Source organism: Allobosea sp. FW305-C-101, assembly GCF_058783685.1.
The window spans coordinates 377,546-401,705 of record NZ_JBYSYT010000004.1; the positions used below are offsets into that span (position 1 = coordinate 377,546).

The 24,160-nt window shown below is 65.9% G+C and carries 25 protein-coding genes; 10 read left to right on the plus strand and 15 right to left on the minus strand.

What is annotated here, in order from left to right:
• Positions 1–106: 106 nt before the first annotated feature.
• The 3 genes from AC3WMA_RS19305 to AC3WMA_RS19315 are packed head-to-tail and all read right to left on the minus strand — an operon-like array spanning position 107 to position 3,121.
• The gene (locus AC3WMA_RS19305) at positions 107–1,144 is read right to left on the minus strand and encodes a phosphotransferase family protein (RefSeq protein WP_492286967.1); all 1,038 of its coding nucleotides are present in this window, start codon (positions 1,142–1,144) and stop codon (positions 107–109) included.
• 4 nt (positions 1,145–1,148) lie between these two features.
• Positions 1,149–2,366 carry an acyl-CoA dehydrogenase family protein gene (locus AC3WMA_RS19310; RefSeq protein WP_492286968.1) on the minus strand — a complete coding sequence of 406 codons (1,218 nt, stop codon included), beginning with the start codon at positions 2,364–2,366 and terminating at the stop codon, positions 1,149–1,151.
• Between the two features lie 8 nt (positions 2,367–2,374).
• Complete coding sequence (locus tag AC3WMA_RS19315; RefSeq protein ID WP_492286969.1) at positions 2,375–3,121, minus strand: SDR family NAD(P)-dependent oxidoreductase; 747 nt, start codon at positions 3,119–3,121, stop codon at positions 2,375–2,377.
• Positions 3,122–3,231: 110 nt separating this feature from the next.
• Here AC3WMA_RS19315 and AC3WMA_RS19320 point away from each other — a divergent pair, with 110 nt between their 5' ends.
• Together AC3WMA_RS19320 and AC3WMA_RS19325 are read left to right on the plus strand one after the other, a co-directional pair.
• On the plus strand, positions 3,232–3,939 hold the full coding sequence (locus AC3WMA_RS19320; RefSeq protein ID WP_492286970.1) for a TetR/AcrR family transcriptional regulator: 708 nt from the start codon (positions 3,232–3,234) through the stop codon (positions 3,937–3,939).
• Positions 3,940–4,014: 75 nt separating this feature from the next.
• Entirely contained in the window at positions 4,015–4,350 is a 336-nt protein-coding gene (locus AC3WMA_RS19325; RefSeq protein ID WP_492286971.1) for a GIY-YIG nuclease family protein, read from the plus strand.
• A gap of 171 nt (positions 4,351–4,521) precedes the next feature.
• Here AC3WMA_RS19325 and lepA read toward each other — a convergent pair whose 3' ends face one another.
• Together lepA and AC3WMA_RS19335 are read right to left on the minus strand one after the other, a co-directional pair.
• On the minus strand, positions 4,522–6,327 hold the full coding sequence (lepA, locus tag AC3WMA_RS19330) for a translation elongation factor 4 (protein WP_492286972.1): 1,806 nt from the start codon (positions 6,325–6,327) through the stop codon (positions 4,522–4,524).
• Positions 6,328–6,390: 63 nt separating this feature from the next.
• Positions 6,391–7,155, minus strand: a complete 765-nt coding sequence (locus AC3WMA_RS19335) for a YiiX/YebB-like N1pC/P60 family cysteine hydrolase (RefSeq protein WP_492286973.1) — start codon at positions 7,153–7,155, stop codon at positions 6,391–6,393.
• A gap of 234 nt (positions 7,156–7,389) precedes the next feature.
• Here AC3WMA_RS19335 and AC3WMA_RS19340 point away from each other — a divergent pair, with 234 nt between their 5' ends.
• Together AC3WMA_RS19340 and AC3WMA_RS19345 are read left to right on the plus strand one after the other, a co-directional pair.
• The gene (locus AC3WMA_RS19340; protein ID WP_492286974.1) at positions 7,390–7,989 is read left to right on the plus strand and encodes a helix-turn-helix domain-containing protein; all 600 of its coding nucleotides are present in this window, start codon (positions 7,390–7,392) and stop codon (positions 7,987–7,989) included.
• Entirely contained in the window at positions 7,986–8,522 is a 537-nt protein-coding gene (locus AC3WMA_RS19345; RefSeq protein WP_492286975.1) for a GNAT family N-acetyltransferase, read from the plus strand. The genes AC3WMA_RS19340 and AC3WMA_RS19345 overlap by 4 nt, the downstream gene beginning before the upstream one ends.
• Before the next feature lie 113 nt (positions 8,523–8,635).
• Here the strand turns inward: AC3WMA_RS19345 and AC3WMA_RS19350 are convergent, their stop codons facing one another.
• On the minus strand, positions 8,636–8,884 hold the full coding sequence (locus AC3WMA_RS19350; RefSeq protein WP_492286976.1) for a DUF3297 family protein: 249 nt from the start codon (positions 8,882–8,884) through the stop codon (positions 8,636–8,638).
• 88 nt (positions 8,885–8,972) lie between these two features.
• The gene (hrcA, locus tag AC3WMA_RS19355) at positions 8,973–10,058 is read right to left on the minus strand and encodes a heat-inducible transcriptional repressor HrcA (protein ID WP_492286977.1); all 1,086 of its coding nucleotides are present in this window, start codon (positions 10,056–10,058) and stop codon (positions 8,973–8,975) included.
• Positions 10,059–10,202: 144 nt separating this feature from the next.
• Here hrcA and rph point away from each other — a divergent pair, with 144 nt between their 5' ends.
• The 3 genes from rph to hemW all read left to right on the plus strand — a co-directional run bounded on the left by rph (position 10,203) and on the right by hemW (position 12,897).
• Positions 10,203–10,919 (plus strand): ribonuclease PH, encoded by a 717-nt coding sequence (gene rph / locus AC3WMA_RS19360; RefSeq protein ID WP_492286978.1) that lies wholly within the window; start codon positions 10,203–10,205, stop codon positions 10,917–10,919.
• A 134-nt stretch (positions 10,920–11,053) separates the two neighbouring features.
• Positions 11,054–11,701: an RdgB/HAM1 family non-canonical purine NTP pyrophosphatase gene (gene rdgB, locus AC3WMA_RS19365; protein WP_492286979.1), complete on the plus strand. Its 648-nt coding sequence runs from the start codon at positions 11,054–11,056 to the stop codon at positions 11,699–11,701.
• Positions 11,698–12,897 carry a radical SAM family heme chaperone HemW gene (gene hemW, locus AC3WMA_RS19370; RefSeq protein ID WP_492286980.1) on the plus strand — a complete coding sequence of 400 codons (1,200 nt, stop codon included), beginning with the start codon at positions 11,698–11,700 and terminating at the stop codon, positions 12,895–12,897. Before rdgB ends, hemW begins: the two co-directional genes overlap by 4 nt.
• Before the next feature lie 125 nt (positions 12,898–13,022).
• On the opposite strand, the gene AC3WMA_RS19375 is transcribed toward hemW, so the two are convergent.
• From AC3WMA_RS19375 to ugpB, 6 genes are all read right to left on the minus strand, one after another.
• The gene (locus AC3WMA_RS19375) at positions 13,023–14,102 is read right to left on the minus strand and encodes a sn-glycerol-3-phosphate import ATP-binding protein UgpC (protein WP_492286981.1); all 1,080 of its coding nucleotides are present in this window, start codon (positions 14,100–14,102) and stop codon (positions 13,023–13,025) included.
• Between the two features lie 7 nt (positions 14,103–14,109).
• Complete coding sequence (gene ugpE, locus AC3WMA_RS19380; RefSeq protein WP_492286982.1) at positions 14,110–14,958, minus strand: sn-glycerol-3-phosphate ABC transporter permease UgpE; 849 nt, start codon at positions 14,956–14,958, stop codon at positions 14,110–14,112.
• Positions 14,958–15,716, minus strand: coding sequence for a creatininase family protein (locus tag AC3WMA_RS19385; RefSeq protein ID WP_492286983.1), 759 nt, complete (start codon positions 15,714–15,716; stop codon positions 14,958–14,960). The genes ugpE and AC3WMA_RS19385 overlap by 1 nt, the downstream gene beginning before the upstream one ends.
• Positions 15,713–16,243, minus strand: a complete 531-nt coding sequence (locus AC3WMA_RS19390) for a hypothetical protein (protein WP_492286984.1) — start codon at positions 16,241–16,243, stop codon at positions 15,713–15,715. The genes AC3WMA_RS19385 and AC3WMA_RS19390 overlap by 4 nt, the downstream gene beginning before the upstream one ends.
• Complete coding sequence (gene ugpA / locus AC3WMA_RS19395) at positions 16,243–17,124, minus strand: sn-glycerol-3-phosphate ABC transporter permease UgpA (RefSeq protein WP_492286985.1); 882 nt, start codon at positions 17,122–17,124, stop codon at positions 16,243–16,245. The genes AC3WMA_RS19390 and ugpA overlap by 1 nt, the downstream gene beginning before the upstream one ends.
• A gap of 76 nt (positions 17,125–17,200) precedes the next feature.
• On the minus strand, positions 17,201–18,526 hold the full coding sequence (gene ugpB / locus AC3WMA_RS19400; RefSeq protein ID WP_492286986.1) for a sn-glycerol-3-phosphate ABC transporter substrate-binding protein UgpB: 1,326 nt from the start codon (positions 18,524–18,526) through the stop codon (positions 17,201–17,203).
• 227 nt (positions 18,527–18,753) lie between these two features.
• On the opposite strand from ugpB, the gene AC3WMA_RS19405 reads away from it, so the two are divergent.
• Positions 18,754–19,932 carry a fumarylacetoacetate hydrolase family protein gene (locus tag AC3WMA_RS19405; RefSeq protein WP_492286987.1) on the plus strand — a complete coding sequence of 393 codons (1,179 nt, stop codon included), beginning with the start codon at positions 18,754–18,756 and terminating at the stop codon, positions 19,930–19,932.
• Positions 19,933–20,065: 133 nt separating this feature from the next.
• On the plus strand, positions 20,066–21,787 hold the full coding sequence (locus tag AC3WMA_RS19410) for a hypothetical protein (RefSeq protein ID WP_492286988.1): 1,722 nt from the start codon (positions 20,066–20,068) through the stop codon (positions 21,785–21,787).
• Between the two features lie 133 nt (positions 21,788–21,920).
• Here the strand turns inward: AC3WMA_RS19410 and AC3WMA_RS19415 are convergent, their stop codons facing one another.
• Positions 21,921–22,817 (minus strand): methylated-DNA--[protein]-cysteine S-methyltransferase, encoded by an 897-nt coding sequence (locus AC3WMA_RS19415; RefSeq protein ID WP_492287102.1) that lies wholly within the window; start codon positions 22,815–22,817, stop codon positions 21,921–21,923.
• A 198-nt stretch (positions 22,818–23,015) separates the two neighbouring features.
• On the opposite strand from AC3WMA_RS19415, the gene AC3WMA_RS19420 reads away from it, so the two are divergent.
• Positions 23,016–23,636 carry a class I SAM-dependent DNA methyltransferase gene (locus AC3WMA_RS19420; protein WP_492286989.1) on the plus strand — a complete coding sequence of 207 codons (621 nt, stop codon included), beginning with the start codon at positions 23,016–23,018 and terminating at the stop codon, positions 23,634–23,636.
• Here AC3WMA_RS19420 and AC3WMA_RS19425 read toward each other — a convergent pair.
• Positions 23,621–24,148, minus strand: coding sequence for a DUF2244 domain-containing protein (locus AC3WMA_RS19425; RefSeq protein ID WP_492286990.1), 528 nt, complete (start codon positions 24,146–24,148; stop codon positions 23,621–23,623). The two genes, AC3WMA_RS19420 and AC3WMA_RS19425, sit on opposite strands and share 16 nt — an antisense overlap.
• Between the last annotated feature and the right edge of the window lie 12 nt (positions 24,149–24,160).

Consider the following 24,160-nt stretch of genomic DNA (forward strand, 5'->3'; position numbering starts at 1 on the left):
TTCTAATTGTTTTGAATCGATCTAAATTAGATCTATTCTGGAATCTTGCCAGACTACGTCAGTCTTCGAAAACAACCGGCAATCGAATCCTATCGTCGTCTTGCGATCAGCCCAGCCTCTCGGGCCCCTGCATCGCCTCCCGCGCCCGTATGGCGAAGCGCCGGGCGAGCGGCGCGACCTCGGCCGCGTTGGCGGCCGCAGCCGTGCCGGCGCGCACCCGGTCGGCGATACCGACGAAGATCACGGCGAAGCGGAACAGCGCGAAGACGAGATGGAAGCGCAGGAGCGGCGCCGTCGGCACGGCATGGGCATAATAATGCGCGAGGAACGCGGCCTCGGTGGGAATGCCGAGCGCGGCCCGGTCGAGCCCGAGAATACCGCCATATTCATCGGGCGCCGTATGCCAGGGCATGGCGCAATAGCCTAGATCGGCCAAGGGATGACCGAGTGTCGACAACTCCCAGTCGAGGATGCCGATCACCTCGGGCTTCTCGGGGTGGAAGAGCAGATTGCCGAGCCGGAAATCGCCATGAGCGATCGAGATCTGGCCGTCATCATCAGGCAGATGCGCCGGCAGCCAATCGGCGACGGCCTCCAGTTCGGGGATCGGCTCGCCGGGCGATTCACGCAATTGCTTGGTCCAGCGCGCGATCTGGCGCTCGAAATAATTGCCCGGCCGGCCGAAATCACCGAGACCGACCTCGTCGGGCTTCACCGCATGCAGCTTTGCCAGAGCCTCCGCCATGCCGAGATAGAGGCCGTGTCGCTCTTCTGGCGCGAGACCGGGCAAGGCAGCGTCATGAAAGACCCGGCCTTCCAGCCGCTCCATCAGGTAGAAGGGCGTGCCGAGCGGATTGGAATCGGCGTGGAACAGCAGCGCGCGCGGCACCGGCACGTTCGTCCGGGAGAGCGCTTCGAGCACGCGGAACTCGCGGTCGATCGCATGGGCGCCACGCAGGATCGGCCCGGTCGGCTGCTTGCGCAGCACGAGGCGGCGCGTGCCCCAATCGACGAAATAGGTCGGGTTGGACTGGCCGCCGCCGATGCGTTCGAGCGCGAGTTCGCCGGGGCCGAACTGCGCGCGCAGAATGTCAGCCAAGGCGGCCGGATCGAAATCGATGCTGGACGGCACTGGGGCTGCCATCGCCTCAGCCCTGCGCCTCGCCGGCCACGGGCCAGCGCCAGAAATCCCGGCCTTCCTGCGTGAGGAAGCGGTTCAGCACCATCTTGTGGACCTCATCGGCGCCATCCACCAATCGCGCCTGACGGGCATAGCGGTAGATCCACTCCAGCACGGTATCCTTGGAGTAGCCGCGCGCGCCATTGACCTGGATCGCGACATCGGCGGCATCGTGCAGGACGTTGGCGACCTGGACCTTGGCCATTGAGACCTCCTTGCGGGCGAAGCCGCCGCGGTCGAGCTCCCAGGCCGCCTTCATAACCAGCAGGCGGCCGATCTCGATGCGCATGGCGAGATCACCGAGCTTGAGCTGGATGCTCTCGCGATCAGCGAGGCGCTGGCCGAAGCCATGGCGCTCGGCGGCATAGGCCTGGGCGATCTCGATGCAGCGCTTGGAGAGGCCGAGCCAGCGCATGCAATGGGTCAGGCGCGCCGGGCCAAGGCGGACCTGCGTCACCTTCATGCCCTTGCCTTCGCCGGCCAGCACGTTCTCGACGGGGATTTCGAGCCCGTCGAACTCCAACTCGCAATGGCCGCCATGCTCTTCCGGCCCCATGATCTCGATGCGGCGCAGGATGCGCCAGCCCGGCTGGTCGGCATGGAAGAGGAAGGCGGTGAGGCCGTTGCGCGGATCGTCCGAGGTGCGGGCGACGAGGATGAAGTGCTTGGCCTCCTCGGCGCCGGTGATGAACCATTTGCGGCCGCTGACGACATACTTGTCGCCGCGCCGCTCAGCCCTGGTCTGGATCATCGAGGGATCGGAACCGCCACCCGGATGCGGCTCGGTCATGGCGAAGGCGGAACGAAGCTTGCCCGCGACGATCGGCTTCAGCCAGCGTTCCTTCTGCTCGGGCGTGCCAAGCGCCTCCAGCACCATCATGTTGCCGTCGTCGGGCGCAGCCGAGTTGAAGATGACCGGGCCGAAGATCGAGCGGTTCATCTCCTCGTAAGCAACCGCCATGCCCATCTTGCCCAGGCCTGCACCGCCGGTTTCGGGCTTGAGCTGCAGGCACCAGAGCCCCTCGGCACGCGCCTTGGCGCGCATGGTCTCAAGCAGAGGAAGCGCGATATTGCCATGAGGGTCGTAGGACGCCCGGTCCGCTTCGAGCGGCAGGATCTCGCGCTCGACGAAGGCGGCGATCCGCGTGCGGTAGTCTTCGATCCGGGGAGAAATCTCGAAATCCATGGCCATTCTCACAGGGACGAAACGAGATGGCCGCCATCGACTTCGATGGTTGAGCCGGTGATGTAGCTGCCGGCAGCGGAAGCAAGCAGCAGCAAGGCGCCGTCGAGCTCCTCCGGCTGGCCCAGCCTTCGCTGCGGGATGCGCCTGATCAAGTTCAGGCCCGCTTCGGTCGCGAAGAAATCGCGGTTGATGTCGGTCTCGATATAGCCGGGGCAGAGCGCGTTGACGCGGATGCCGTCACGGGCCCATTCGAGCGCCAGCGCCTTGGTCAACTGGATCACGCCCGCCTTCGAGGCCGCATAGGCGCTGACGCCACCGGCGACGCGATGCCCGAGGATCGAGGCGATATTGACGATGGCGCCGCCCTTGCCGGCCTCGCGCATGCCGCGCGCCACGGCCTGGGCAACGAGGAAGCCCCCCTTCAGGTTGGTATCGAGAACCGCATCCCATGCGGCTTCGGACAGATCAGCCGCCGGGCCGGCGCCGCTGACCCCGGCATTGTTGACGAGGATGTCGAAAGGCCGACCGGCGAGCGCCGTCGCGATCGAAGCGGAATCGGCCACGTCCAGCTGGATACTTTTCGAGGTGCCGCCCGTCTCAGCGATCTCCGCACGCGCCTGATCCAGCGCGGATTGCCGGCGCGCCGCGAGCGTGACCTCGACGCCATGTCGCGCGAGCAGCTTGGCGAAATGCAGCCCCAGCCCGCCGGACGCACCCGTCACCAAAGCCGTCCGGCCTGGAAGGTCGTCGAACATCGCGGCGGTTCCTCCACCAAAAATCGAGCGAGCGCTCGCTATTTTTATGGCGACGCGCCTGCTCTTGCAATAGGCTTGTTTGGACAGCGGGACATTCGGGCGGGGCCGAGGTGCAGTCTGCGTATTACAAGGACGACGCCAGCACTGTCTCGATGGAGGCGCTGTGCCAGCGCATCTTCGAGCGCCATCACGACGCCATCCGCGTGCGCAAGCCGCATGTCGCCGTCGCCAATCTCGCGCGCATCGTTGAGGCCACGCTCAAGCTCTCGAACCGGCAGGGCTTTCACGCCACCAGCCTGCGTGACCTTGCCGAGGCCTCCGGGCTCAGCATGGGCGGGCTCTATGCCTATTTCCCCAACAAGACGACGCTGCTGGCGATGATCCTCGGCGAGGTCGCGTGCGCGGCGCAGGAGGCGCTCAGCGCGGCCCCTGCCGCCATCGCCGGCGATCCGCGGCGCCATCTCGCCTGGCTGATCGAGCGCCATATCCGCCTGACCGAGGCGATGCAGCCCTGGTTCGTCTTCGCCTTCATGGAAGCGAAGTCGTTTCCTGCGGCCGAGCGCAGGCAGGCCGTCGACAGCGAGGCTGCAACCGAGGCGATCATCGCCGATGTGCTACGGCGCGGCGTGGCTGACGATGTTTTCGCCATTGCCGATGTCGACCTCGCCGCCGCGCTGATCAAGCCGCTGCTACAGGAATGGTATGTGAAACGGGCCAAGTACCGGAAGCGCGGCACCTCAATCGAGGCCTATATCGCAGCCACGACCGATTTCATCATGGCGGCGGTGCGGGCGCAGGCTCAGAGCCGCCCAGGTTAAATTACCCGGATAAAAACTTGCCTTATTAAAATCCGGGTATTATCGAGCGTCCATCGAACAGGATGGATCGCACCGATGCAGAGCGCGGACAGGAAGGCGGCAACGGCCGCCTACAAGGAACGGAAGACGGTGGCGGGCATCTTCGCCTTCCATTGCGAGGCGGCCGGGCTGACATGGGTTGGCCGCGCGCCCGATCTTTCAACGATCGAGAACCGCCTGCGCTTCACGCTGCGCCATGGCAGCCACCGCCAGCGCGCCCTGCAGGCGGCGTGGAACGCGCATGGCCCCGAGGCCTTCCGCTTCGAGGCGCTCGAAAGGCTGGAGGACGAGGATATCGCCTACGTGCTGGATTGCGTGCTGAAAGAACGCCTCGCCCATTGGCAGGCGAGGCTCGGCGCCGAGGCGCTTTAGCGTGTCATTTCCCGCGAGAACCGTGCCGTCATCCCGGGCTTGCCCCGGGATCCATCGAAGGGTGCCGCGCTCTATGATGGATCCCGGATCTGCGCCGCTGACGCGGCTTGTCCGGGATGACGCGCGCTGCTTTTGGAGCAGCGAATATTCAAGTCGCGCTTTTGCGCCGGCTCAATCGTCCATCTTGAGGGCGGCGATGAAGGCTTCCTGCGGGATTTCGACCTTGCCGAACTGCCGCATCTTCTTCTTGCCTTCCTTCTGCTTCTCCAGAAGCTTGCGCTTGCGGGTCGCGTCGCCGCCATAGCACTTGGCGGTGACGTCCTTGCGCAGCGCGCGGATGGTCTCGCGGGCGATGATCTTGCCGCCGATCGCGGCCTGGACCGGGATCTGGAACATGTGCGGCGGGATCAATTCCTTGAGCTTCTCGCACATGGCGCGGCCGCGGGCGTCGGCGCGCGAGCGGTGGACCAGCATCGAGAGCGCATCGACCGGCTCGGCATTGACCAGGATCGACATGCGCACGAGGTCGCCCTCGCGATAATCGGTGATCGCGTAGTCGAAGGAGGCATAGCCCTTCGAGATCGATTTCAGCCGGTCGTAGAAGTCGAACACCACTTCGTTCAGCGGCAGGTCGTAGACGACCTTGGCGCGCGAGCCGACATAGGACAGATCGGTCTGGATGCCGCGACGGTCCTGGCAGAGCTTCAGGACGGAACCGAGATATTCGTCCGGCGTGAAGATCGTCGCCTTGATCCAGGGTTCCTCGATGAATTCGATCTTCATCACGTCCGGCATGTCGGCCGGGTTATGCAGTTCCAGCGTCGTGCCGTCGCGCAGCTTGAGGTGGTAGACCACCGACGGCGCGGTCGAGATCAGGTTGAGGTTGAACTCGCGCTCCAGCCGCTCCTGGATGATCTCCAAATGCAGCAGGCCGAGGAAGCCGCAGCGGAAGCCGAAGCCGAGCGCAGCCGAGGTCTCCATTTCATAGGAGAACGAGGCGTCGTTCAGCCGCAGCCGGCTCATCGCGGCGCGCAGCACCTCGAAATCGGCGGCGTCAACCGGGAAGATGCCGCAGAACACCACCGGCTGCACCGGCTTGAAGCCCGGCAGCGGCTCGGCGATCGGCTTCTTCTCATCGGTGATGGTGTCGCCGACGGCGGTATCCGCGACTTCCTTGATCGAGGCGGTGAAAAAGCCGACCTCGCCGGGCCCGAGCTGCTTGACCTCGGTCATCTTGGGCTTGAACACGCCGACGCGATCGACGCCATAGGAGGCGTTGGCCCGCATCATCCGGATCGTCATGCCCTTCTTCAGCACGCCGTCGATGACGCGCACGAGCACGACGACGCCGAGATAGGCGTCATACCATGAGTCGACCAGCAGGCACTTGAGCGGCGCATCGGAATCGCCCTTCGGCGCCGGAAGCTTCTCGACGATGGCCTCCAGCACGCCCTCGATATTGAGGCCGGTCTTGGCCGAGATCGGCACGGCTTCGGAGGCATCGAGCCCGATCACATCCTCGATCTGCTGCTTGATGCGCTCCGGCTCCGCGGCGGGCAGGTCGATCTTGTTGAGGACGGTGACGATCTCGTGATTGGCGTCGAGCGCCTGATAGACGTTGGCGAGCGTCTGCGCCTCGACGCCCTGCGAGGCATCGACCACCAGCAGCGAGCCCTCGCAGGCCGCGAGCGAGCGCGAGACCTCATAGGCGAAGTCGACATGGCCGGGGGTGTCCATCAGGTTCAGGACATAGTCCTTGCCGTCCTTGGCCCGGTAATCCAGCCGCACCGTCTGCGCCTTGATGGTGATGCCGCGCTCCTTCTCGATATCCATCGAGTCGAGGATCTGGTCGCTCATGTCGCGGGCAGCGACGGTGCCGGTCTGCTGGATCAGACGATCGGCCAGCGTCGACTTGCCGTGGTCGATATGGGCAACGATCGAGAAGTTGCGGATATTGTCGATGGAACGGGTGCTCATTGGGCGCAGATAGCAGCGTTGCCTCACTGCGCCAAGGCTTTGCAGTGGGATATCGCCGCCGCGCTACGCCGCGACCAGGCGATCCTGCGCCCAGTTTAGGGCGCGATAGTCGAAGCCGGCCTCCAGCGTTGGCTTGACCACCGAAAAATAGGGCGAGATGTCGAAATCACGCGGCATGTAAAGCGAGTGATGCCGGATGTGCAGAATTTCCTCGAAATCCTCATCGCTCATCGCCCGCGCGTATTCCACCGTCGGCAAGACCGGGTAGCGCGCTGCCTCGAAAGCCTGGGCGATCAGCGTCGAGCAGATCGCCCGTGTCGGATCGCCGGAACCGATCGATATCATGCGCCGGCGCCAGCGCTGCGGCACCCAGGGCAGCGGCACGAGCCAGCGCAGCAAATCGATGATGTTCTTGAGGTCGTATTGCGTGCCGAGACGGGAGAGAGCGAAGGCGATGACGGTGCCGCGGCCCTGCGCGTCCAGCCCCTGCGGCCGGCAGATGCGCGTGCCGAAAGCGCCGTATTTCGAGAGCGGCGAGAGTACGCAGCCGACATCCATCTCGACCTCGGCCAGCACCAGCGGTTCGCGATGCTCGTCGAACTGCCCGGTCTCGCCGACATACAGCGCTGCGTGCGACCAGGTCGACTGGGTGAGGTATTTGATCGCCGTCGAGACCTTCATGCCGCCCTCGACCAGCAGCACATCGCCGGGCTGAAGCGCCGCCTTCAGGCGGTCCAGGGCCTTCGAGTCCGCCGACGCCGCAACCTGCTTGTTGCGGGTGATGAATCGGACGACCGAGCGTCCCAACCATTCGAGACCGCGATTCATGACCGCTGCTTCCTTGTCGCTTCCCCTGCGATGCGCCATCGAACTGGCGTCGTTTGACCGAGATCAGAGCATGAAAGCCTGATTTTTCCTGAAATGCGGGGCGCAACGGCAGAGCCGCCCTCGCGATAACTCGAAATGTGATGAAAGCGAGGTTGACGGGCGATCGCAGCCGCAAGCGCGGCAGTTCGATCTTGCTGTATTGCTTTTCTATTTTAGTAGAAATAATCCTATTTCATGGACCACTTGGACGACGCCGATCTCGACCGCAAACTTGGGCTCAAGCTCAAGGCCGCGAGAGTGCATCACGGCTGGACGCTCGACGATCTCTCAGGGCGTTCCGGGGTCAGTCGCGCCATGATCTCGCGGATCGAGCGCGGCGAATCGAGCCCGACTGCCGCCCTGCTGGTCCGGCTCGGGTCCGGGCTCGGCCTGTCGCTTTCGGCCTTGCTGGAAGAAGATGCAGGCAGCGGGCCGCTGGCGCGCCGCGACGCCCAGCCGCTCTGGCGCGATCCGGCGAGCGGCTATCTGCGCCGCAATGTCTCGCCGCGCGGGACGGGCTCGGGCTTCGAGATCGTCGAGGTGGAGCTTCCGGCCGGCGCCGAAGTGAGGCTGGACAATGCGACCGGCGCCGCGGCGCTCGATCAGCAGATCTGGGTGCTGCGCGGCCGTCTCGACCTGACCGTCGAAGGCGTTCGCCATGAATTGGCCGAGGGCGACTGCCTGCAGATGCATCTGCGCGGGCCGATCATCTACCGCAATCCGGGCGATGCGCCCGTCCGCTACACCGTCATCCTCGCCGCCAGGAGCGGCGCCTTTCCGGGACATATCGCATGAATGCGACCAGCCTCGCCGTCGCCATCGAAACGCTCGACGCCAGCGCTGCCGAGACAGCCGTTCCGGCCCTTGCGGAGATCCTGCGCGACAGCGTCGCCAACGGCGCCTCGGTCGGCTTCATGAACTGGAACACGGCAGCCGACTACGAGCGCTTCTGGCGCGATGTCGCGGCGAGTGTCGCGAGCGGGCAGGTCATCCTGTTGGCCGCACGGAACGAGAACGGCATCGTCGGCACGGCCCAGCTTCACCTGATCGGCAAACCGAACCAGCCGCACCGGGCCGAGGTCGCCAAGGTACTGGTGCATTCGCGCGCGCGCCGGCAGGGCATCGGCGAAGCGTTGATGCAGCGGGCCGAGGCGATCGCGCGGGAGAAGGGCCGCGACCTGCTGGTACTCGACACGGACGAGCACGGCGCGGCGCGGCGGCTCTATAACCGGCTCGGCTGGAGCGAAGCCGGCACCATCCCGCGCTATGCGCTGATGCCGGATGGCGCCGATTGCGGCTCGACGTTTTTCTACAAGAGCCTGGCCTGAGCGACACTCGTCATGCTCGGGCTTGACCCGAGCATCTCGTGCCGGCGGAGGCTCGGGCGCCTAATTCTGCCTGAGATTCTCGGGTCAAGCCCGAGAATGACGTTGGTAAACGCTCAGCCCTCGACGTTGCCGCGGATGTAAGGCTCGACCGGGCCTTTGAGCGTAATCGTCATCGGGCGGCCGAAGCGGTCCTTGGCGGTGCCGGCGGCGACCTTCACCCAGCCTTCGGAGACGCAATATTCCTCGACATTGGTCTTCTCGACGCCCTTGAAGCGGATGCCGATATCGCGCGCCAGCACCTCTTCATTGTAGAAGGGGCTCTCCGGGTTGACGGACAGACGGTCGGGAAGCTGTTCGGACATGGCTCGCACCTGAATTGCGGAAAGGGATGCTTTGCCCGCTCGATAACCGCTTCCGCCGGCAAAGCCAACTCAGGGCCTTGGCCAACGCCTAGCGGCTGCCGTCCAGCAGGCGGCCGACGACCTTGGCGGTGTAGTCGACCATCGGGACGATGCGGGCATAGTTCAGGCGCGTCGGGCCGATGATGCCGACGACGCCGACGATGCGCTGCTCGGCGTCGCGGAAGGGCGCGGCGACCATCGAGGAGCCGGACATCGAGAACAGCTTGTTCTCCGAGCCGATGAAGATGCGCACGCCGTCGCCATCCTCGGCGCGCGTCAGCAGGTCGATGACGTCGGTCTGTGTCTCCAGATCGCCGAAGAGCATGCGAATGCGCTCGAGATCCTCCTGTGCCCGGAGATCGTCGAGCAGATTGGCCTGGCCGCGCACGATGAGATGGCGGTCGCTGCCCGGGCCGGCCTGGGTCGCGATGCCGCTTTCGACGAGGCGGGCCGTCAGGACATCGAGCTCGCGCTCCATCAGGGCGCGCTGCCCGCCGATCTCGCCGCGCAGTTCGGCCAGCGTCTTGCCGAGGATGCGGGCGTTGAGGAAATTCGCGGCCTCGCTCAGGGCCGAGGCCGGCAGACCGGCCGGCAGCGCCAGCAGGCGGTTCTCGACCGTGCCGTCCTCCGAGACCAGCACGACGAGCGCGCGGGCCGGGTCGAGCCGGACGAATTCGATATGCTTCAGCCGGACATCGGCCTTGGTGGTGACGACGACGCCCGCCCCGCGTGACAGGCCGGAGAGCAGTGCCGAGGCTTCCGTCAGGGTCTGGTCGAGATTGCGGTTGCTGGCGGCGACCCTGATCTGCGCCTCGATGCGCGACCGCTCGTCGGCGGTGAGGTTGCCGACCTCCATCATCGCGTCGACGAAAAAGCGCAGGCCCCGCTCGGTCGGAAGGCGTCCCGCAGAGGTGTGCGGCGCATAGATCAGCCCGGCCAGTTCGAGATCGGTCATGACATTGCGCACCGTCGCCGGCGACAGCGCCATGGGCAGCAGGCGGGCGATGTTGCGCGAGCCGACGGGCTCCCCCGTCGTCAGGTAGCCGTCGACGATCTGGCGAAAAATCTCGCGCGAGCGCTGGTCGGTCTCGACCAGGCCGCTCATCGTCTCGGGGCGGGGCGTATGGGCGCTCATGAACCTTTTTCAGGCGAACCGTCGGTCTCGTCCTATTGTCGTCATGCAAAGCGCAAGGATCAAGGGGGCGTGCCTGCCCGCGCCTTGCCGCGCGCGGCGCAAACGCCTACAAGCCGCCACTCCCCCGCAAGACAGGAATATTTCATGCGACCCTCCAAACGCGCCGCCGACGAGATGCGCAAGGTCACGCTCGAACGCGGCGTGGTGCGCTATGCCGAGGGTTCCTGCATGGTGACGTTCGGCGAGACGAAGGTGCTTTGCGCCGCGACCGTCGAGGAAAAGGGGCCGCCGTGGCTGCGCGGCACCGGCAAGGGCTGGGTCACCGCCGAATATTCGATGCTGCCGCGCGCCACGCATGAGCGCACGCGCCGCGAGGTCACCTCCGGCAAGCCCTCCGGCCGCACGCAGGAAATCCAGCGCCTGATCGGGCGCAGCTTGCGCGCCGTCGTCGATCTCACCGCGATCGGCGAGCGCCAGATCGTCGTCGACTGCGACGTGCTCCAGGCCGATGGCGGCACCCGCACGGCCTCGATCACCGGCGCCTGGGTCGCGCTGCACGACGCGCTGAAATGGATGGAAGGGCGCGGCCTGCTCAAGGGCACCAACCCGCTGAAGGATCATGTCGCCGCGATCTCCTGCGGCATCGTCGCCGGCAACCCGGTGATCGATCTCGACTATGTCGAGGATTCCGGCGCGCAGACCGACGCGAATTTCGTCATCACCGGCTCGGGCGGCATCGTCGAGGTGCAGGGCACGGCCGAGGGGGCGCCCTTCTCCGAGGAGGAGCTCCTGTCGCTGCTGAAGCTCGCAAAGGGCGGCGTTTCCAAGCTCGTCACGCTGCAGAAGGCGGCGGTGGCGTAGTCATCGTCATAGAACACGGCGTCATCCCGGACGCAGCGAAGCGGAGATCCGGGATCCATCGTAGAGTGCGACGCCCTTCGATGGATCCCGGGTCAAGCCCGGGATGACGGCGTGGTTCCAGAGGATAAGAAGAGATGTCGGAGCATCGCCTCCTCACCGGCAAGGTCGTGATCGCGACCCATAACCAGGGCAAGTTGCGCGAGATGCGTGACTTGCTGGCGCCCTATGGCATCGAGCTCGTCTCGGCCGGGGAGCTCGGCCTGCCCGAGCCGGTCGAGGATGGCTATATGTTCTCGGAGAATGCGGCGATCAAGGCGGTCGCCGCCGCGACCGCCAGCGGCCTGCCGGCGCTCTCCGACGATTCCGGCATCTGCATCGACGCGCTCGACGGCGCGCCAGGCCTGTTCTCGGCCAACTGGGCCGGACAGGCTAAGGATTTCGCCTTCGCGATCGGACGCGTGCAGATGGAACTCGCCAAGCGCGGCGCCATCACGCCCGAGACGCGCAAGGCGCATTTCGTCTCGGCACTGGTGATCGCCTGGCCGGACGGACACCAAGAGCTGTTCGAAGGCCGCGTCTTCGGCACGGTGACCGAGCAGGCCCGTGGCCTGGGCGGTTTCGGCTACGATCCAATCTTCCTGCCCGAGGGCCATGACAAGACCTTCGGCGAGATGACGGCGCAGGAGAAGCACGGCATTCCGGCCGACGGCTCGCCCGGCCTGTCGCATCGCGCGCGCGCCTTCCATGTGCTGGCCGCCGCCTGCCTGAGGAAGTCCGCGTGAGCGACCCGGCCGCCTTGTCCGAGCGGCCATCGCTCCTGCATCCGACCGCGGATGCGGGCTTCGCCGTCTATGTGCATTGGCCGTTCTGCCTGGCCAAATGCCCCTATTGCGACTTCAACAGCCACGTGCGGCTGCAGCCGCCCGACCAGCAGCGCTATATCGCTGCCTTCCGCCGCGAGATCGCGCATCGGGCGGCGCTGGTGCCGGGCCGCACGGTCTCCTCGATCTTCTTCGGCGGCGGCACGCCCTCGCTGATGGAGGGCCGCACCGTCGGTGCGATCCTCGATGCAATTGGCGAATACTGGACGGTCGATCCCAATTGCGAGGTCTCGCTGGAGGCCAACCCGACCAGCGTCGAGGCCGGGCGCTTCCGCGATTTCCGGGCAGCCGGCGTCAACCGCGTCTCGCTCGGCGTGCAGGCGCTGAACGATACCGATCTCAAGGCGCTCGGACGGATGCATTCGGCCGAGGAGGCGCTCGCCGCCGTCGCGATCGCGCGGCAATATTTCGAGCGCTATTCCTTCGACCTGATCTATGCCCGCTCGCCCTTGCAGACGCCCGCCTTGTGGCGCGCCGAGCTGGAGCTGGCGATCAGCCACGCAGCCGAGCATCTCTCGCTCTACCAGCTGACGATCGAGCCGGGCACCGCCTTCGAGCGACTGTTCCGCGCCGGCAAGCTCGCCATTCCCGATCACGATGCCGGCGCCGCGCTCTACGAGACGACGCAGGAGATCACGGCGAAGCACGGCCTGCCGGTCTACGAGATTTCGAACCATGCCCGGCCCGGCGCCGAGTGCCGGCACAACCTCGTCTACTGGCACTATGGCGAATATGCTGGAATCGGCCCCGGCGCCCATGGACGGCTCGTAACAACGCAGGGCCGTATGGCGCATTCGACCGAGAAGCGGCCGGAGGTCTGGCTGGAACGCGTCGAGGCCGAGGGTCATGCTCTGGTCGAGGACGAGCGTCTCAGCGAAGAAGCGCAAGGCGATGAGTATCTGCTGATGGGGCTTCGCCTCGTCGAGGGCATCGATCCCCAGGTGTTCAAGGCGCTGGCGGGACGCGCGCTCAATGCCCAGCGCGTGACCAGCCTGATCGACGAGAAGCTGCTGATGGAACGCGCGGGCGGCCGGCTCGCGGCGACGCCGGACGGCGCCTTGTTGCTCGACGCGCTGGTGGCCGATCTGGCGGCTTGAAGCCTGCCGTCATTCTCGGGCGGAGCGAAGCGCAGACCCGAGAATCTCCTTCAGGAAGAGGCGCTGGAGCCTCCGCGTCACGAGATGCTCGGGTCAAGCCCGAGCATGACGGCAATTCTCGGGCGTCAGCCCTTCCCCAGCCGCACGCCGGTCTTCGGGTCGAAGACATGGACCTTGTCGGGATCGACGGTGATCCAAAGCCGGCCTTCCTGCGCCGCGACCTCGCCGGTCGCCGCCTGCATCACGAAGGGCTGGCCGGCGAGCTTGCCGTGGAAGAGCTGGGTCGCGCCCAGTTCCTCGATGAACTCGACGTCGAAGGGCAGCGAACCCGCCTGCCCTTCCGAGGCGATCTCGACATCCTCGGGCCGCAGGCCGACCTCGACCGGTGCCTGCACAGCCAGATCCTCGCGCAGGTCGCGGACCTCGATGATGGCGTCGCCCAGCGCGACGATGCCGGGGCCATCGACCGCGCCGGGCAGGATGTTCATCGGCGGCGAGCCGATGAAGGTCGCGACGAACTTGCTCGCCGGCTTGCGGTAGACCTCTGCGGGCAGGCCGATCTGCTCGACCTGGCCGGCATTCATCACCACGAGCTTGTCGGAGAGCGTCATCGCCTCGACCTGATCGTGGGTGACGTAGATCGCGGTGACGCCGAGCGCGCGCTGCAGCTTCTTGATCTCGACGCGCATCTGGACGCGGAGTTTCGCGTCGAGGTTCGAGAGCGGCTCGTCGAAGAGGAAGACCTGCGGCTTGCGCACGATGGCGCGGCCCATCGCGACGCGCTGGCGCTGGCCGCCGGAAAGCTGGCGCGGCCGGCGCTCCAGGAAGGGCTCGATCGCGAGGATGCGCGCAGCTTCCTTCACGCGCTTGTCGATCTCGTCCTTCGGCGTGCCGCGGTTGCGCAGGCCATAGGCCATGTTGTCGTAGATGTTCATATGCGGGTAGAGCGCATAGTTCTGGAACACCATGGCGATGTCGCGGTCGGCCGGCTCGATCTGGTTGACGACGCGGTCGCCGATCGCGACCTCGCCGGACGAGATCGTCTCCAGCCCGGCGACCATGCGCAGGAGCGTGGACTTGCCGCAGCCGGAGGGGCCGACGAGGACGCAGAAGCCGCCATCGGGGATGTCGAAGGAGACGCCTTTGACGGCCTCGACGCCGCCGGCATAGACCTTCTTGACGTTGCTGAGAGTGACCTGGGCCATTCGCGGATTACTTCTCGGTTTCGACCAGGCCCTTCACGAAGAGCCTCTGCATGGCAATGACGACGAAGACGGGCGGCAGCATCGCCAGCATGGCGGTGGCCATGGCGAGCTGCCATTCCGTCAGGGCGTCGGCGGTGACGATCATCTTCTTGATGGCGATGACGATGGTCTGCATCGAGTCCTTCGTCGTCACCAGAAGCGGCCAGAGATACTGGTTCCAGCCATAGATGAACTGGATGACGAAGAGCGCGGCGATCGTCGTCATCGAGAGCGGGATCAGCGTGTCCTTGAAGAACTTGAAGGGTCCGGCGCCGTCGATCTTCGAGGCTTCGAGCAGCTCGTCGGGGATCGTCATGAAGAACTGCCGGAACAGCAGCGTGCCCGTCGCCGAGGCGATCAGCGGCACGGCGAGGCCCTGATAGGTGTCGAGCATGTTGAGATCGGAGACGATCTTGAAGGTCGGGAAGATGCGGACCTCGACCGGGAGCATCAGCGTGATGAAGATGATCCAGAACGCCGCCATGCGGAACGGGAAGCGGTAATAGACCACCGCATAGGCCGAGAGCACGGAGATGAAGATCTTTCCGAGCGCGATCGTGATCGCCATGATGAAGGAGTTGATCATCATGCCGATCACCGGCTCACGCGTCGTGCTCGACGTGCCGACGAAGAGGATGCGGTTGTAGTTCTCCAGGAAATACGGGCCGGGATAGAGCGGCATCTGGCCGTTGATCACGGTCGCCGCGTCCCAGGTCGAGGCGACGAAGGTCAGCCAGACCGGGAAGGCGACGATCAGCACGCCGATCGTCAGGATGACATAGGCGATCGCGTCGCCCAGGCGGCGGTCCTCGACCATCAGGCGGCCCTTCCCATCTCGCGCAGCAATCCGGCCAGCGCATCCGCGCAGGCATCGAGGCAGGCCTGCCCCTTCTCAGGCGTGGCACGGCGCGCATCGCCGACCACACCGGTCTCGGTCATCTCCCGGAAGGAGCGGTGGCGCGAGACGGTCGGCCGCCCCGGCAGGCCGTCGCGGGCGCCGAAGGCTTCGGACAAGCGCGGTTCGCGGACAGAACCCGGCGCCAGCACCATCATCATCGAGGTCTCGACCTCGCAGGCATGCTGGACGCCCTTCTGGTCCTGGAGCAGCGGCGGGAACGCGTCCTGCGCCAGCATGAAATAGGTGGTCGCCTCGACATGCAGCCGGGTCGCGCGGGCGAAATCGGGCAGGAAGGCGGTGAGCGCGGCGATATTGCCGCCATGACCGTTGACGATCAGCACGCGGTGGAAACCGTGGCGCTCGATGCTCTTCAGGAAGGAGAGCAGCACCGCGCGATAGGTCGGGATGTCGAAGGTGAAGGTGCCGCCGAAGGCCATGTGATGCTCGGCCATGCCGCACCAGAGCGTCGGCGCCACGACGACATCGACATCACCGGCGCGCTCGGCCGCCGCCTTGCAGACGCCGCTGCACAGGATGGTGTCGACGCCGACAGGCAGATGCGGGCCATGCTGCTCGATCGAGGCCACCGGCAGGACGACGATCGCGTCCGCCGCTGCCTTGGCGCGTAATTCCTCGGCGGTGAGGTCCATCCAGAGCACGGAGGAGGATCGGGTCACGGTGCGGGCCTCAGCAGCGGAAAGAAGAAGGCTTCGGTCAGCGTCTTCGCCAGGAAGGGCGCGCGCGCCGCCGCCTCGCCCTCGTTGACGATGATCATCGGCGTATGGGTCAGCAGCCGGTAGGGGCCATCCTTGCGCCGCTCGAAGAGCGAGCCGGGAACGATCGAGCGCAGCACGAGCGTGAGGTCCCGGCTCTTCAGGCTGCCCGTCGGCGGCGAGACGTCGAAGCGGACATGGAGCACGCTGAACATGTCCAGCCCTTCATCAGATGCCCGGCGGTCCAGCGCCGCGTCATCAGTGAAGACCGGGACGGCGACGAAGGGGACCTTGGCCTGCTCGGCCTGCCTGCGCATTTCGCCGATCAGCTGGCTGCAGATGCGCTCGGCCCAGGCCAGCGTCGTGGCCGGCCCGCAATTCAGCACGATGCCGGACCAGGCGTCGATCCGGCGCCCCTGCGCAGCAGCCGTCGCCGGCAGCAGCAGGAGGCCGAGAAGCGCGACGACGATGGCACCGGCCGGCCACGCCATCAGTAGCTCACCTTGCGCTCGATGAAGCGGAACTGCACCGCGGTCAGCCCGATCACCATGATCAGCAACAGCACCGACTGCGCCGCCGAGCCGCCGAGATTCGAGCCGCCCTTGCCGTCGGAGAAGACCTTGTAGACCAGCGTCTCGGTCGCGCCCGAGGGGCCGCCGCCGGTGACGGTGTCGATGATGCCGAAGGTGTCGAAGAAGACGTAGACGATGTTGACGACGAGCAGGAAGAAGGTCGTCGGCGAGAGCAGCGGGAAGACGATGGTCCAGAACCGGCGCATCGGCCGGGCGCCGTCGATCACCGCCGCCTCGATCACGCTCTTGGGGATCGATTGCAGGCCGGCGAGGAAGAACAGGAAATTGTAGCTGATCTGCTTCCAGGTCGCCGCCAGGATGACCAGCAGCATGGCGTGGTTGCCGTTGAGGCGCGGGTTCCACGGAATGCCCAGGGATTGCAGGCCGCGCGCGAGCATGCCGAGCGAGGGATCGAACATGAAGATCCAGAGCACGCCGGCGATGGCGGGCGCCACCGCATAGGGCCAGATCAGCAGGGTCTTGTAGATTTCGCCGCCGCGAAGCTGCCGGTCCGCCATCACCGCGAAGAGCAGCGCGATCGAGAGCGAGAACACGCAGACGAAGGTCGAGAAGATGATCGTGTTGATGAAGGCCTTGAGATAGCCGGGGTCGGCGAAGAGCATCTGGTAGTTCTCGAACCAGACGAATTCCGTCGAGGTGCCGAAGGCATCCTCCAGCAGGAAGCTCTGCCAGACCGCCTGGGTCGCCGGCCAGTAGAAGAACACGACGGTGATGGCGAGCTGCGGCAGAAGCAGCAGGAAGGGGATCGTGAGCCCCTTGAAGTATGCGTTCTTCTGCATCGGCTTCCCTGGAACGAGACGGCCATCCCGGACGGAGAGTGTCCGGGATGGCCTTAGGTTTGCAAGAGCTAAGCGCTTAGCGGGCCGCGGTGCGCTCGAACTGGCGCAGCATCTGGTTGCCGCGATCGGCCGCCGCGTCCAGCGCCGCCTGCGGCGACTTCTGGCCGTTCAGCGCCGCTTCCAGCTCCTCCGACCAGATGTCGCGGATCTGGACGAGGCTGCCGTAACGCAGGCCCTTCGAGTTGTCGGTCGGAGCCTTGTTGGTCAGCTCCAGGATCGGGGTCTCGAGATAGGGCTTGTCCTTGTAGAATCCGGACGCCTTGACCTTCTCATAGGCCGCCTTGGTGATCGGCAGGTAGCCCGACTCGGTGTGCAGCTTCACCTGACGATCGACATTCGAGAGGAAGGTGAAGAACTTGGCGACGCCCTTGTACTCGTCGGCCTTCTTGCCGCCCATGACCCAGAGCGAAGCGCCGCCGATGATCGAGTTCTGCGGAGCGCCCTGCACGTCGGGATAATACGGCATCGCGGCATTGCCCCAGTCGAACTTGGCGTTCGCCTTGACGTTGCCGAAGAAGCCCGACGAGGTCAGGAAGATCGGGCATTCGCCCGAGGTGAAGCGGCCTTCGCCATTGTTGGTGCGACCCGAGTAATCATAGGTCTTGTCCTTCTGCAGCTCGACCAGATTGGTCCAGTGCTTCAGGAAGGCCGGGCTCTTGTTGAAGTTCAGCACGGCGTCGAAACCGGCCATGCCGTTGACCTTGGTCGAGAGCGGCACGTTATGCCAGGCGCCGAACTGCTCGATATTGGCCCAGGTCGCCCAGGCGTTCGAAACGCCGCACTTGTCGTAGCCGGCAGCCTTCAGCTTCTTGGCTGCGGCGAAGGTCTCGGGCCAGGTCTTCGGCGGCTTCTCGGGGTCGAGGCCCGCCTTCTTGAAGGCGTCCTTGTTGTACCACATCACCATCGACGAGGAGTTGAACGGCATCGAGAGCATGTCGCCCTTGGCCGTCGAGTAGTAGCCGGTGATCGCGGGCAGATAGGCGGTCGGGTCGAACTTCTCGCCGGCTTCCTTCATGACCTCGTGGACCGGCTTGATCGCGCCCTTGGCCGACATCATCGTGCCGGTGCCGACCTCGAAGACCTGCAGGATATGCGGCGCCTGGCCTGCGCGGAAAGCGGCGATGCCGGCGTTCAGCGTGTCGGGATAGGAGCCCTTGTAGACGGGTACGACCTTGTAGTCCTTCTGCGAGGCGTTGAAGTCCTCGGACAGCTTGACGACGACGTCATTGTTGGCGCCGGTCAGCGCGTGCCACCACTGGATCTCGGTCTGCGCCAGGGCCGGCGAGGCGCCGACGAGCGCAAAGGCGGCGACCGACATCAGGATGCGCGATTTGATGCTCATGGAATATCTCCCTTCCGCGGGCGAGCGCCGCCGCGGTTCTTGTCGTTGGTGCGCAAGCTAGCATGAAGCGCAGGCGACATTTCAATGACAAATCGATGACGGTCAGTGCAATCCGCCTATCGTCGCGGTCAAGCGGTAGCGCTGACGCATGACGGCTCCTCGCTTGCGCAATTGTGCATAACCGGCTGATCTGCGCTCCCGATCCGAATCCGTCCATGGATGCCGCCATGCCCAGCCTCGATCTTGCCGTGACCGCGACCTTGCCGGGGGATGCCGATGCCGCAGCGCTGGCGGGCCGCGTCTGGCGGCCCGATCTCGGCGGGCCGGCCGTGGTAACGCTGCGCGACGGGCAGGTCATCGACGTGACCCGGAGCTTCCCGACCAGCCGCGACCTCTGCGAAAGCGCCGACCCGGCCGCCGCGCTAGGCGCAGCTCAGGGCGAGGCGATCGGCTCACTCGCGGAGGTCCTCGCCAACACGCCTGTGGATGGCCGCGATCCCAAGCGCCCCTGGCTGCTCTCGCCGCTCGACCTGCAGGCGGTGAAGGCGGCCGGCGTCACCTTCGCGGTCTCGATGCTGGAGCGCGTGATCGAGGAGAAGGCGCGGGGCAACCCTGCCGCCGCCGCGACGATCCGCGAGGAGATCGGCAAGCTGATCGGCGACGACCTCTCCAAGCTGAAGCCCGGCTCACCCGAGGCGATGCATCTCAAGGAGGTCCTGATCAAGCAGGGCGCCTGGAGCCAGTATCTCGAGGTCGGAATCGGGCCGGACGCCGAAATCTTCACCAAGGCCCCGCCGATGTCGACGGTCGGTACCGGGGCGGATGCCGGGCTGCATCCAGCCTCGAGCTGGAACAATCCCGAGCCCGAGATCGTGCTGATCGTCGCCTCCGACGGACGGATCGTCGGTGCCACGCTCGGCAACGACGTCAACCTGCGCGATGTCGAGGGCCGCTCGGCCCTGCTGCTCGGCAAGGCCAAGGACAACAATGCCGCCGCCGCGGTCGGCCCCTTCATCCGCCTGTTCGATGCCGGCTTCACGCTCGACCATGTCCGCCGGACCACGGTGACGCTGACTGTCGAGGGGGAGGATGGCTTCCGGCTGGAAGGCTCATCCTCGATCGCGAAGATCAGCCGCGACCCCGCCGATCTCGCCGCGCAGATGATCGGCCCGCATCACCAGTATCCGGACGGCGCGGCGCTCTATCTCGGCACCATGTTCGCGCCGATCAAGGATCGCGATTCAGCCGGCGGCGGCTTCACCCATAAATACGGGGACATCGTCACCATCGCCGCGCCCGAGCTCGGCAGCCTCGTCAACCGGATGAAGCGCACTGACGCCTGCGCGCCCTGGACCTATGGCGCCTCACATCTGATGCGCCATCTCGCCAAGCACGGACTGCTGTGAGGCGATAGCCGACGCCGGACGCTGCGCCGTTCCTGCCGGCTTTCTTGACCGAAAACCGCAAGAAGCAGCGGTTTTATCAGGCGGATGGTAAGAATTTTCTGCCAGAGAGCGGGCTGGACCAGGAGGGTTCGGCGTGGCGATGAGCGAGATCGGGAGGCAGAACTCCCAGGTCGGCACCAAGAGTGTGAGCGGCAAGGGCGCGATGGCAAGGATAGCCGGTTCACCCCTCGCCTGGATCGTGGCGTTCGCGCTGGTAGCCATCGCCGGCCTGATCTTGCCGCTGCGCCTGCCGCTGGGCCCGAACGCCTGGGACACCGTCGTCTATCTCGACGCGATCCAGCGCATCGAGCTCGGCCAGGTCCCGACCATCGATTTCTTCGCGCCGATCGGCCCGCTCGGCTTCTATATGGCCGCGGCTCTCGACATCATCTTCACCAACGCCCAGCCGATGCTGCTGATCAACTGGGCGCTGCTGCCGATCATGCTGCCGGTGCTCGCCCTGCTCGCAGGCGAGGTCTCGCGGCGCTCGCGCCCGCAGGCCCTGGCGCTCGTCCTGCCCTTCCTGCTGTTCGCGACCTTCCCGATCAACCTGCATGCGCTCTATCCGTCGCCCGGCTTCGACGGCTACGGCTTCTACAACCGCCATGTCGCGCTGCTGCTTTACCTGCTGATCGCGACCCTGATCTTCGCCGAGCGGCGCGGCTTCAGGATCGCGCTCGTCGCCGTGCTGATGCTGGCGCTGTTCCTGACCAAGATCACCGGCGCGGTCTCCGGCACGCTGCTCGTCGGCTATGCCACGCTCAGCGGCCGGATGCGCTTCCGCGACGCGGTCATCGCCGCCGGTTTCGTGATCCTCGCACTCGGCGTGCTGCAAATCGCGACGGGTCTGAGCTCGGCCTACATCATCGATATCCTGACCCTGCTCAGCCTCAACACCGATACGCTGCTGCCGCGCTTCCTCACCGTGGCCTCGGTCAAGTTCAATGTGATCGGGCCGTCGCTGATCCTGCTCGCCACGCTCGCCTACGCGTCTTGGCGCGACGGTTTGCCGGCGACGCTCGCCGGCTGGCGGGCGCTGATCGACGCGCCGATCGGCTGGTTCGCTGCCGGTCTGTTCGCGCTCGCGCTGTTCGAGACCCAGAACACGGGCTCGCTCGAATTCATCGGCCTGTGGCCGATCCTGCTGCCGCTCGTGGCCGACTGGTGGCAGCGGCGCGACGACCGGCTGCGCCCCGTGGTTCTCGGGCTCGTGCTCACGGTCACGCTGCCGAGCGCCATCATCTGCATCGAGCGCAGCATGCGCGCTGTGATGAGCGCGCCGACCTATGTCGCCCTCGACCTGCCCGATCTCGGTCCGCTTGGCCGCATCAGCGTGAAGCGCGACATCGCCGCGCGCGCTGCCGCGATGCTCGACCATTACGCGACACAGCCCGAGGGGTATCGCGACCTGATCCGGCGCGACATCCTGCCATCCTACATCCTCTATTCGGAGATCGACTATCAGGCGACCTGGATGCTCGAGATCCAGCAGGCGATCACCGCGATCAAGGCCTGGGAAGCCGCCAACAAGCGCGAGCTCAACGGCTTCTTCACCTTCGATTTCGTCGATCCGCTGAACCGCCTGCTGGAGCGTTCGCCACCGCGGGTGGTCCCCGTCGGTGTGGACCCCGGCCGCAGCACGCCGGACCTGCAGCCAGGCACCATCGAGGCGCTCAGGCAGACGGACGCGATGCTGATGCCGAAATGCCCGGTGACGACGCCGCGCGAGATGATCCGCAGCCATTTCGCCGCCGCGCTCGAAGGGCGCGAACGGATCGCCCTCGCGCCCTGCTGGGACATGTACCTGCGAAAATAGGTGCCAGAGCATTTTCGAGCGAAGTGGATACCGGTTCGCGTGAAGAACCGGAGGTCCGCGTCAGCGAAAATGCGATAAAACAAAGAATTAGAGCGTGCCTGGGTTTCGAAGAAACACGGGCACGCTCTATGGATCAGCCAGTCGCCGTCTGCCCGGCCTCCCAGCCGAGGATGGCGCGCTTGCGTGTCAGGCCCCAGTGATAACCGGTCAGCGCGCCGGACTTGCCGATGACGCGATGGCAGGGCACCACGAAGGAGATCGGGTTCTTGCCGACCGCCGTGCCGACGGCCCGCGCCGCACTGGGCTTGCCGATATGGTTGGCGACTTCGCCATAGGTGGTGGCGCAGCCGACCGGGATGCGCAGCAGCGTCTCCCAGACTCGGACCTCGAAATCGGTGCCGATCAGCACGACACGCAAAGGCGTCTCCGGCGACCAGGCCTTGGGCTCGAAGATACGGCCGGCATAGGGCGCGGTCTGGACGGGATCGTAATGGTAGTCGGCATGGGGCCAGCGCCGCATCATGTCGGCCAGCGCCTCGGCCCGACCGCCGACGACCTTGCCGCCATCGGCGCTGTTCGAGACCCAACCGAGCCCGGCGAGGCCACGCTCCGTGATCACCACGAGCGCCTCGCCGAAGGGCGAAGCATGAAAGCCGTAGGAGAGCTTGAGGCCCTCGCCGCCGGTCTTCCATTCGCCGGGCGACATCGCCTCATGCGTCACGAAGAGATCGTGCAAACGGCCGGGGCCGGAAAGGCCGACTTCGAGCGCCGTGTCGAGGATGCTGGCCGAAGACGAGAGCAAGCCCTTGGCGTGGTCGAGCGTGATCGCCTGCAGAAAGGCCTTGGGCGTCAGCCCGCACCAACGCCGGAAGAGATGGTGGACATCGGTCGGGGTCGCGCCGGCGGCCTCCGCGATCGCCTCGATCGTCGGCTGCTCGCGCCAGTTATGGGTGATGAAGGAGAGGATGCGCCGGACCGTGTCGTAGTCCGAGCCGGGCGCGACGGCCGGGAAATCGGCCTCGCTCGGCATCGCATCGGTGGCGCGCGCCAGCACCGCATTGGAGAAGCGCGTCGGGGTCATCGCCGTTTTCATGGAAGCATGAGCGTTCATGGAAGCCTCGCATCATTCGTCATGATGCGAATCTAGGGCGCCCACCATGCCGTTCCCACCCGAAAGCTGGCAAGGGCGGGGTTGCGCAGCAGCCCGGCGAAGCTTCTAACGAGGGCCATGAGCTCCCCCGCCGACGCCATCATCGATCTCTACCAGCGCCATGCCGCGACCTATGACGGCTTGCGCGGCAAACTGCTGATGGAAGGCCCCTGGCTCGCCCGTTTCCGGGCCCTGCTCGCGCCCGACGCAGCGATCCTCGATATCGGCTGCGGCACCGGCCAGCCGATCGCCCGTCATCTCGGCGAGCAGGGTCATGCCGTCACCGGCGTCGATTCCGCCCCGGCGATGATCGCCCTGTGCCGGTCGCGTTTTCCCGAGGGCGACTGGCAGGTCGCCGACATGCGCAAGCTCGCGCTCGGGCGACGCTTCGGCGGGCTGATCGCCTGGGATTCGTTCTTCCACCTGACGCCGGAGGACCAGCGCGGGATGTTCGCGGTCTTCGCCGCGCATGCCGCACCGGGCGCCGCCCTGCTCTTCACCAGCGGACCGGCCCATGGCGAGGCGATCGGCACGTTCGAGGGTGAGCCGCTCTACCATGGCAGCCTCGCCCCCGGGGAATACCGGGCATTACTGGCCGAGAACGGCTTCTCTGTCGTTGAACACGTCGTCGAGGACCCAAGCTGCGGCGGGCATACGATCTGGCTCGCTCAGGCGGGGACGGTTCAGGGCGCGCCGTAATCCGGCCCGCGGCGAGCGCTCGACAGGGCCGAGCCCAGTGCGTCGGCGAAGCCCGAGCGCTCATGCGGCGAGAGCGCCGAGGCGATCGCGACGCTCTGCCCGCGCGAGACCAGCTTCAGGCCGAGCAGGCCGTAATCCTCGTCCGTCTGGCGCTCGAGCCGGGTCCAGATCGGGTTGAAGCGCCAGATCGTCTCGCGGCCGTGATGCGAGACCTTGCGCAGGAAGACCTCCAGCGGCGTCACCACGATACGCTCGAAGGCACGCGCATGCCGGAAATTGACGTGGAAGGCGACGAAGAGCGCGATGACGTCTATCCCGAAGAAGCCGGCGACCGGCCAGGCGCCGAGCACGACGAAAGGAATTGAGGAGACGACGCTCGCCAAGCAGACCAGCGTCATCACGATGCGGAAGCCGTTCTGGCCGAGCGAGCGATGCGGCGTGATCGTCGCGTCGAAGACCGGCCGCTGCGAGGCGTCCGCGATCTCGCTGCCAGGACTATTGCCGGTGGTCATCGGGCGATTATA

Bases quoted from the DNA above. Each gene is read 5' to 3' on its own strand.
- AC3WMA_RS19420 (WP_492286989.1), top strand. From the start codon at position 23,016: ATGAGCTCCCCCGCCGACGCCATCATCGATCTCTACCAGCGCCATGCC.
- lepA (WP_492286972.1), bottom strand. From the start codon at position 6,327: ATGAGCACCCGTTCCATCGACAATATCCGCAACTTCTCGATCGTTGCC.
- ugpA (WP_492286985.1), bottom strand. From the start codon at position 17,124: ATGCAGAAGAACGCATACTTCAAGGGGCTCACGATCCCCTTCCTGCTG.
- AC3WMA_RS19415 (WP_492287102.1), bottom strand. From the start codon at position 22,817: ATGCCGAGCGAGGCCGATTTCCCGGCCGTCGCGCCCGGCTCGGACTAC.
- rdgB (WP_492286979.1), top strand. From the start codon at position 11,054: ATGTCGGAGCATCGCCTCCTCACCGGCAAGGTCGTGATCGCGACCCAT.
- AC3WMA_RS19305 (WP_492286967.1), bottom strand. From the start codon at position 1,144: ATGGCAGCCCCAGTGCCGTCCAGCATCGATTTCGATCCGGCCGCCTTG.
- AC3WMA_RS19335 (WP_492286973.1), bottom strand. From the start codon at position 7,155: ATGAATCGCGGTCTCGAATGGTTGGGACGCTCGGTCGTCCGATTCATC.
- AC3WMA_RS19390 (WP_492286984.1), bottom strand. From the start codon at position 16,243: ATGGCGTGGCCGGCCGGTGCCATCGTCGTCGCGCTTCTCGGCCTCCTG.
- AC3WMA_RS19405 (WP_492286987.1), top strand. From the start codon at position 18,754: ATGCCCAGCCTCGATCTTGCCGTGACCGCGACCTTGCCGGGGGATGCC.
- AC3WMA_RS19315 (WP_492286969.1), bottom strand. From the start codon at position 3,121: ATGTTCGACGACCTTCCAGGCCGGACGGCTTTGGTGACGGGTGCGTCC.
- AC3WMA_RS19325 (WP_492286971.1), top strand. From the start codon at position 4,015: ATGCAGAGCGCGGACAGGAAGGCGGCAACGGCCGCCTACAAGGAACGG.
- hrcA (WP_492286977.1), bottom strand. From the start codon at position 10,058: ATGAGCGCCCATACGCCCCGCCCCGAGACGATGAGCGGCCTGGTCGAG.
- AC3WMA_RS19340 (WP_492286974.1), top strand. From the start codon at position 7,390: ATGGACCACTTGGACGACGCCGATCTCGACCGCAAACTTGGGCTCAAG.
- AC3WMA_RS19375 (WP_492286981.1), bottom strand. From the start codon at position 14,102: ATGGCCCAGGTCACTCTCAGCAACGTCAAGAAGGTCTATGCCGGCGGC.
- AC3WMA_RS19310 (WP_492286968.1), bottom strand. From the start codon at position 2,366: ATGGATTTCGAGATTTCTCCCCGGATCGAAGACTACCGCACGCGGATC.
- ugpB (WP_492286986.1), bottom strand. From the start codon at position 18,526: ATGAGCATCAAATCGCGCATCCTGATGTCGGTCGCCGCCTTTGCGCTC.
- rph (WP_492286978.1), top strand. From the start codon at position 10,203: ATGCGACCCTCCAAACGCGCCGCCGACGAGATGCGCAAGGTCACGCTC.
- AC3WMA_RS19350 (WP_492286976.1), bottom strand. From the start codon at position 8,884: ATGTCCGAACAGCTTCCCGACCGTCTGTCCGTCAACCCGGAGAGCCCC.
- AC3WMA_RS19345 (WP_492286975.1), top strand. From the start codon at position 7,986: ATGAATGCGACCAGCCTCGCCGTCGCCATCGAAACGCTCGACGCCAGC.
- ugpE (WP_492286982.1), bottom strand. From the start codon at position 14,958: ATGGTCGAGGACCGCCGCCTGGGCGACGCGATCGCCTATGTCATCCTG.
- AC3WMA_RS19425 (WP_492286990.1), bottom strand. From the start codon at position 24,148: ATGACCACCGGCAATAGTCCTGGCAGCGAGATCGCGGACGCCTCGCAG.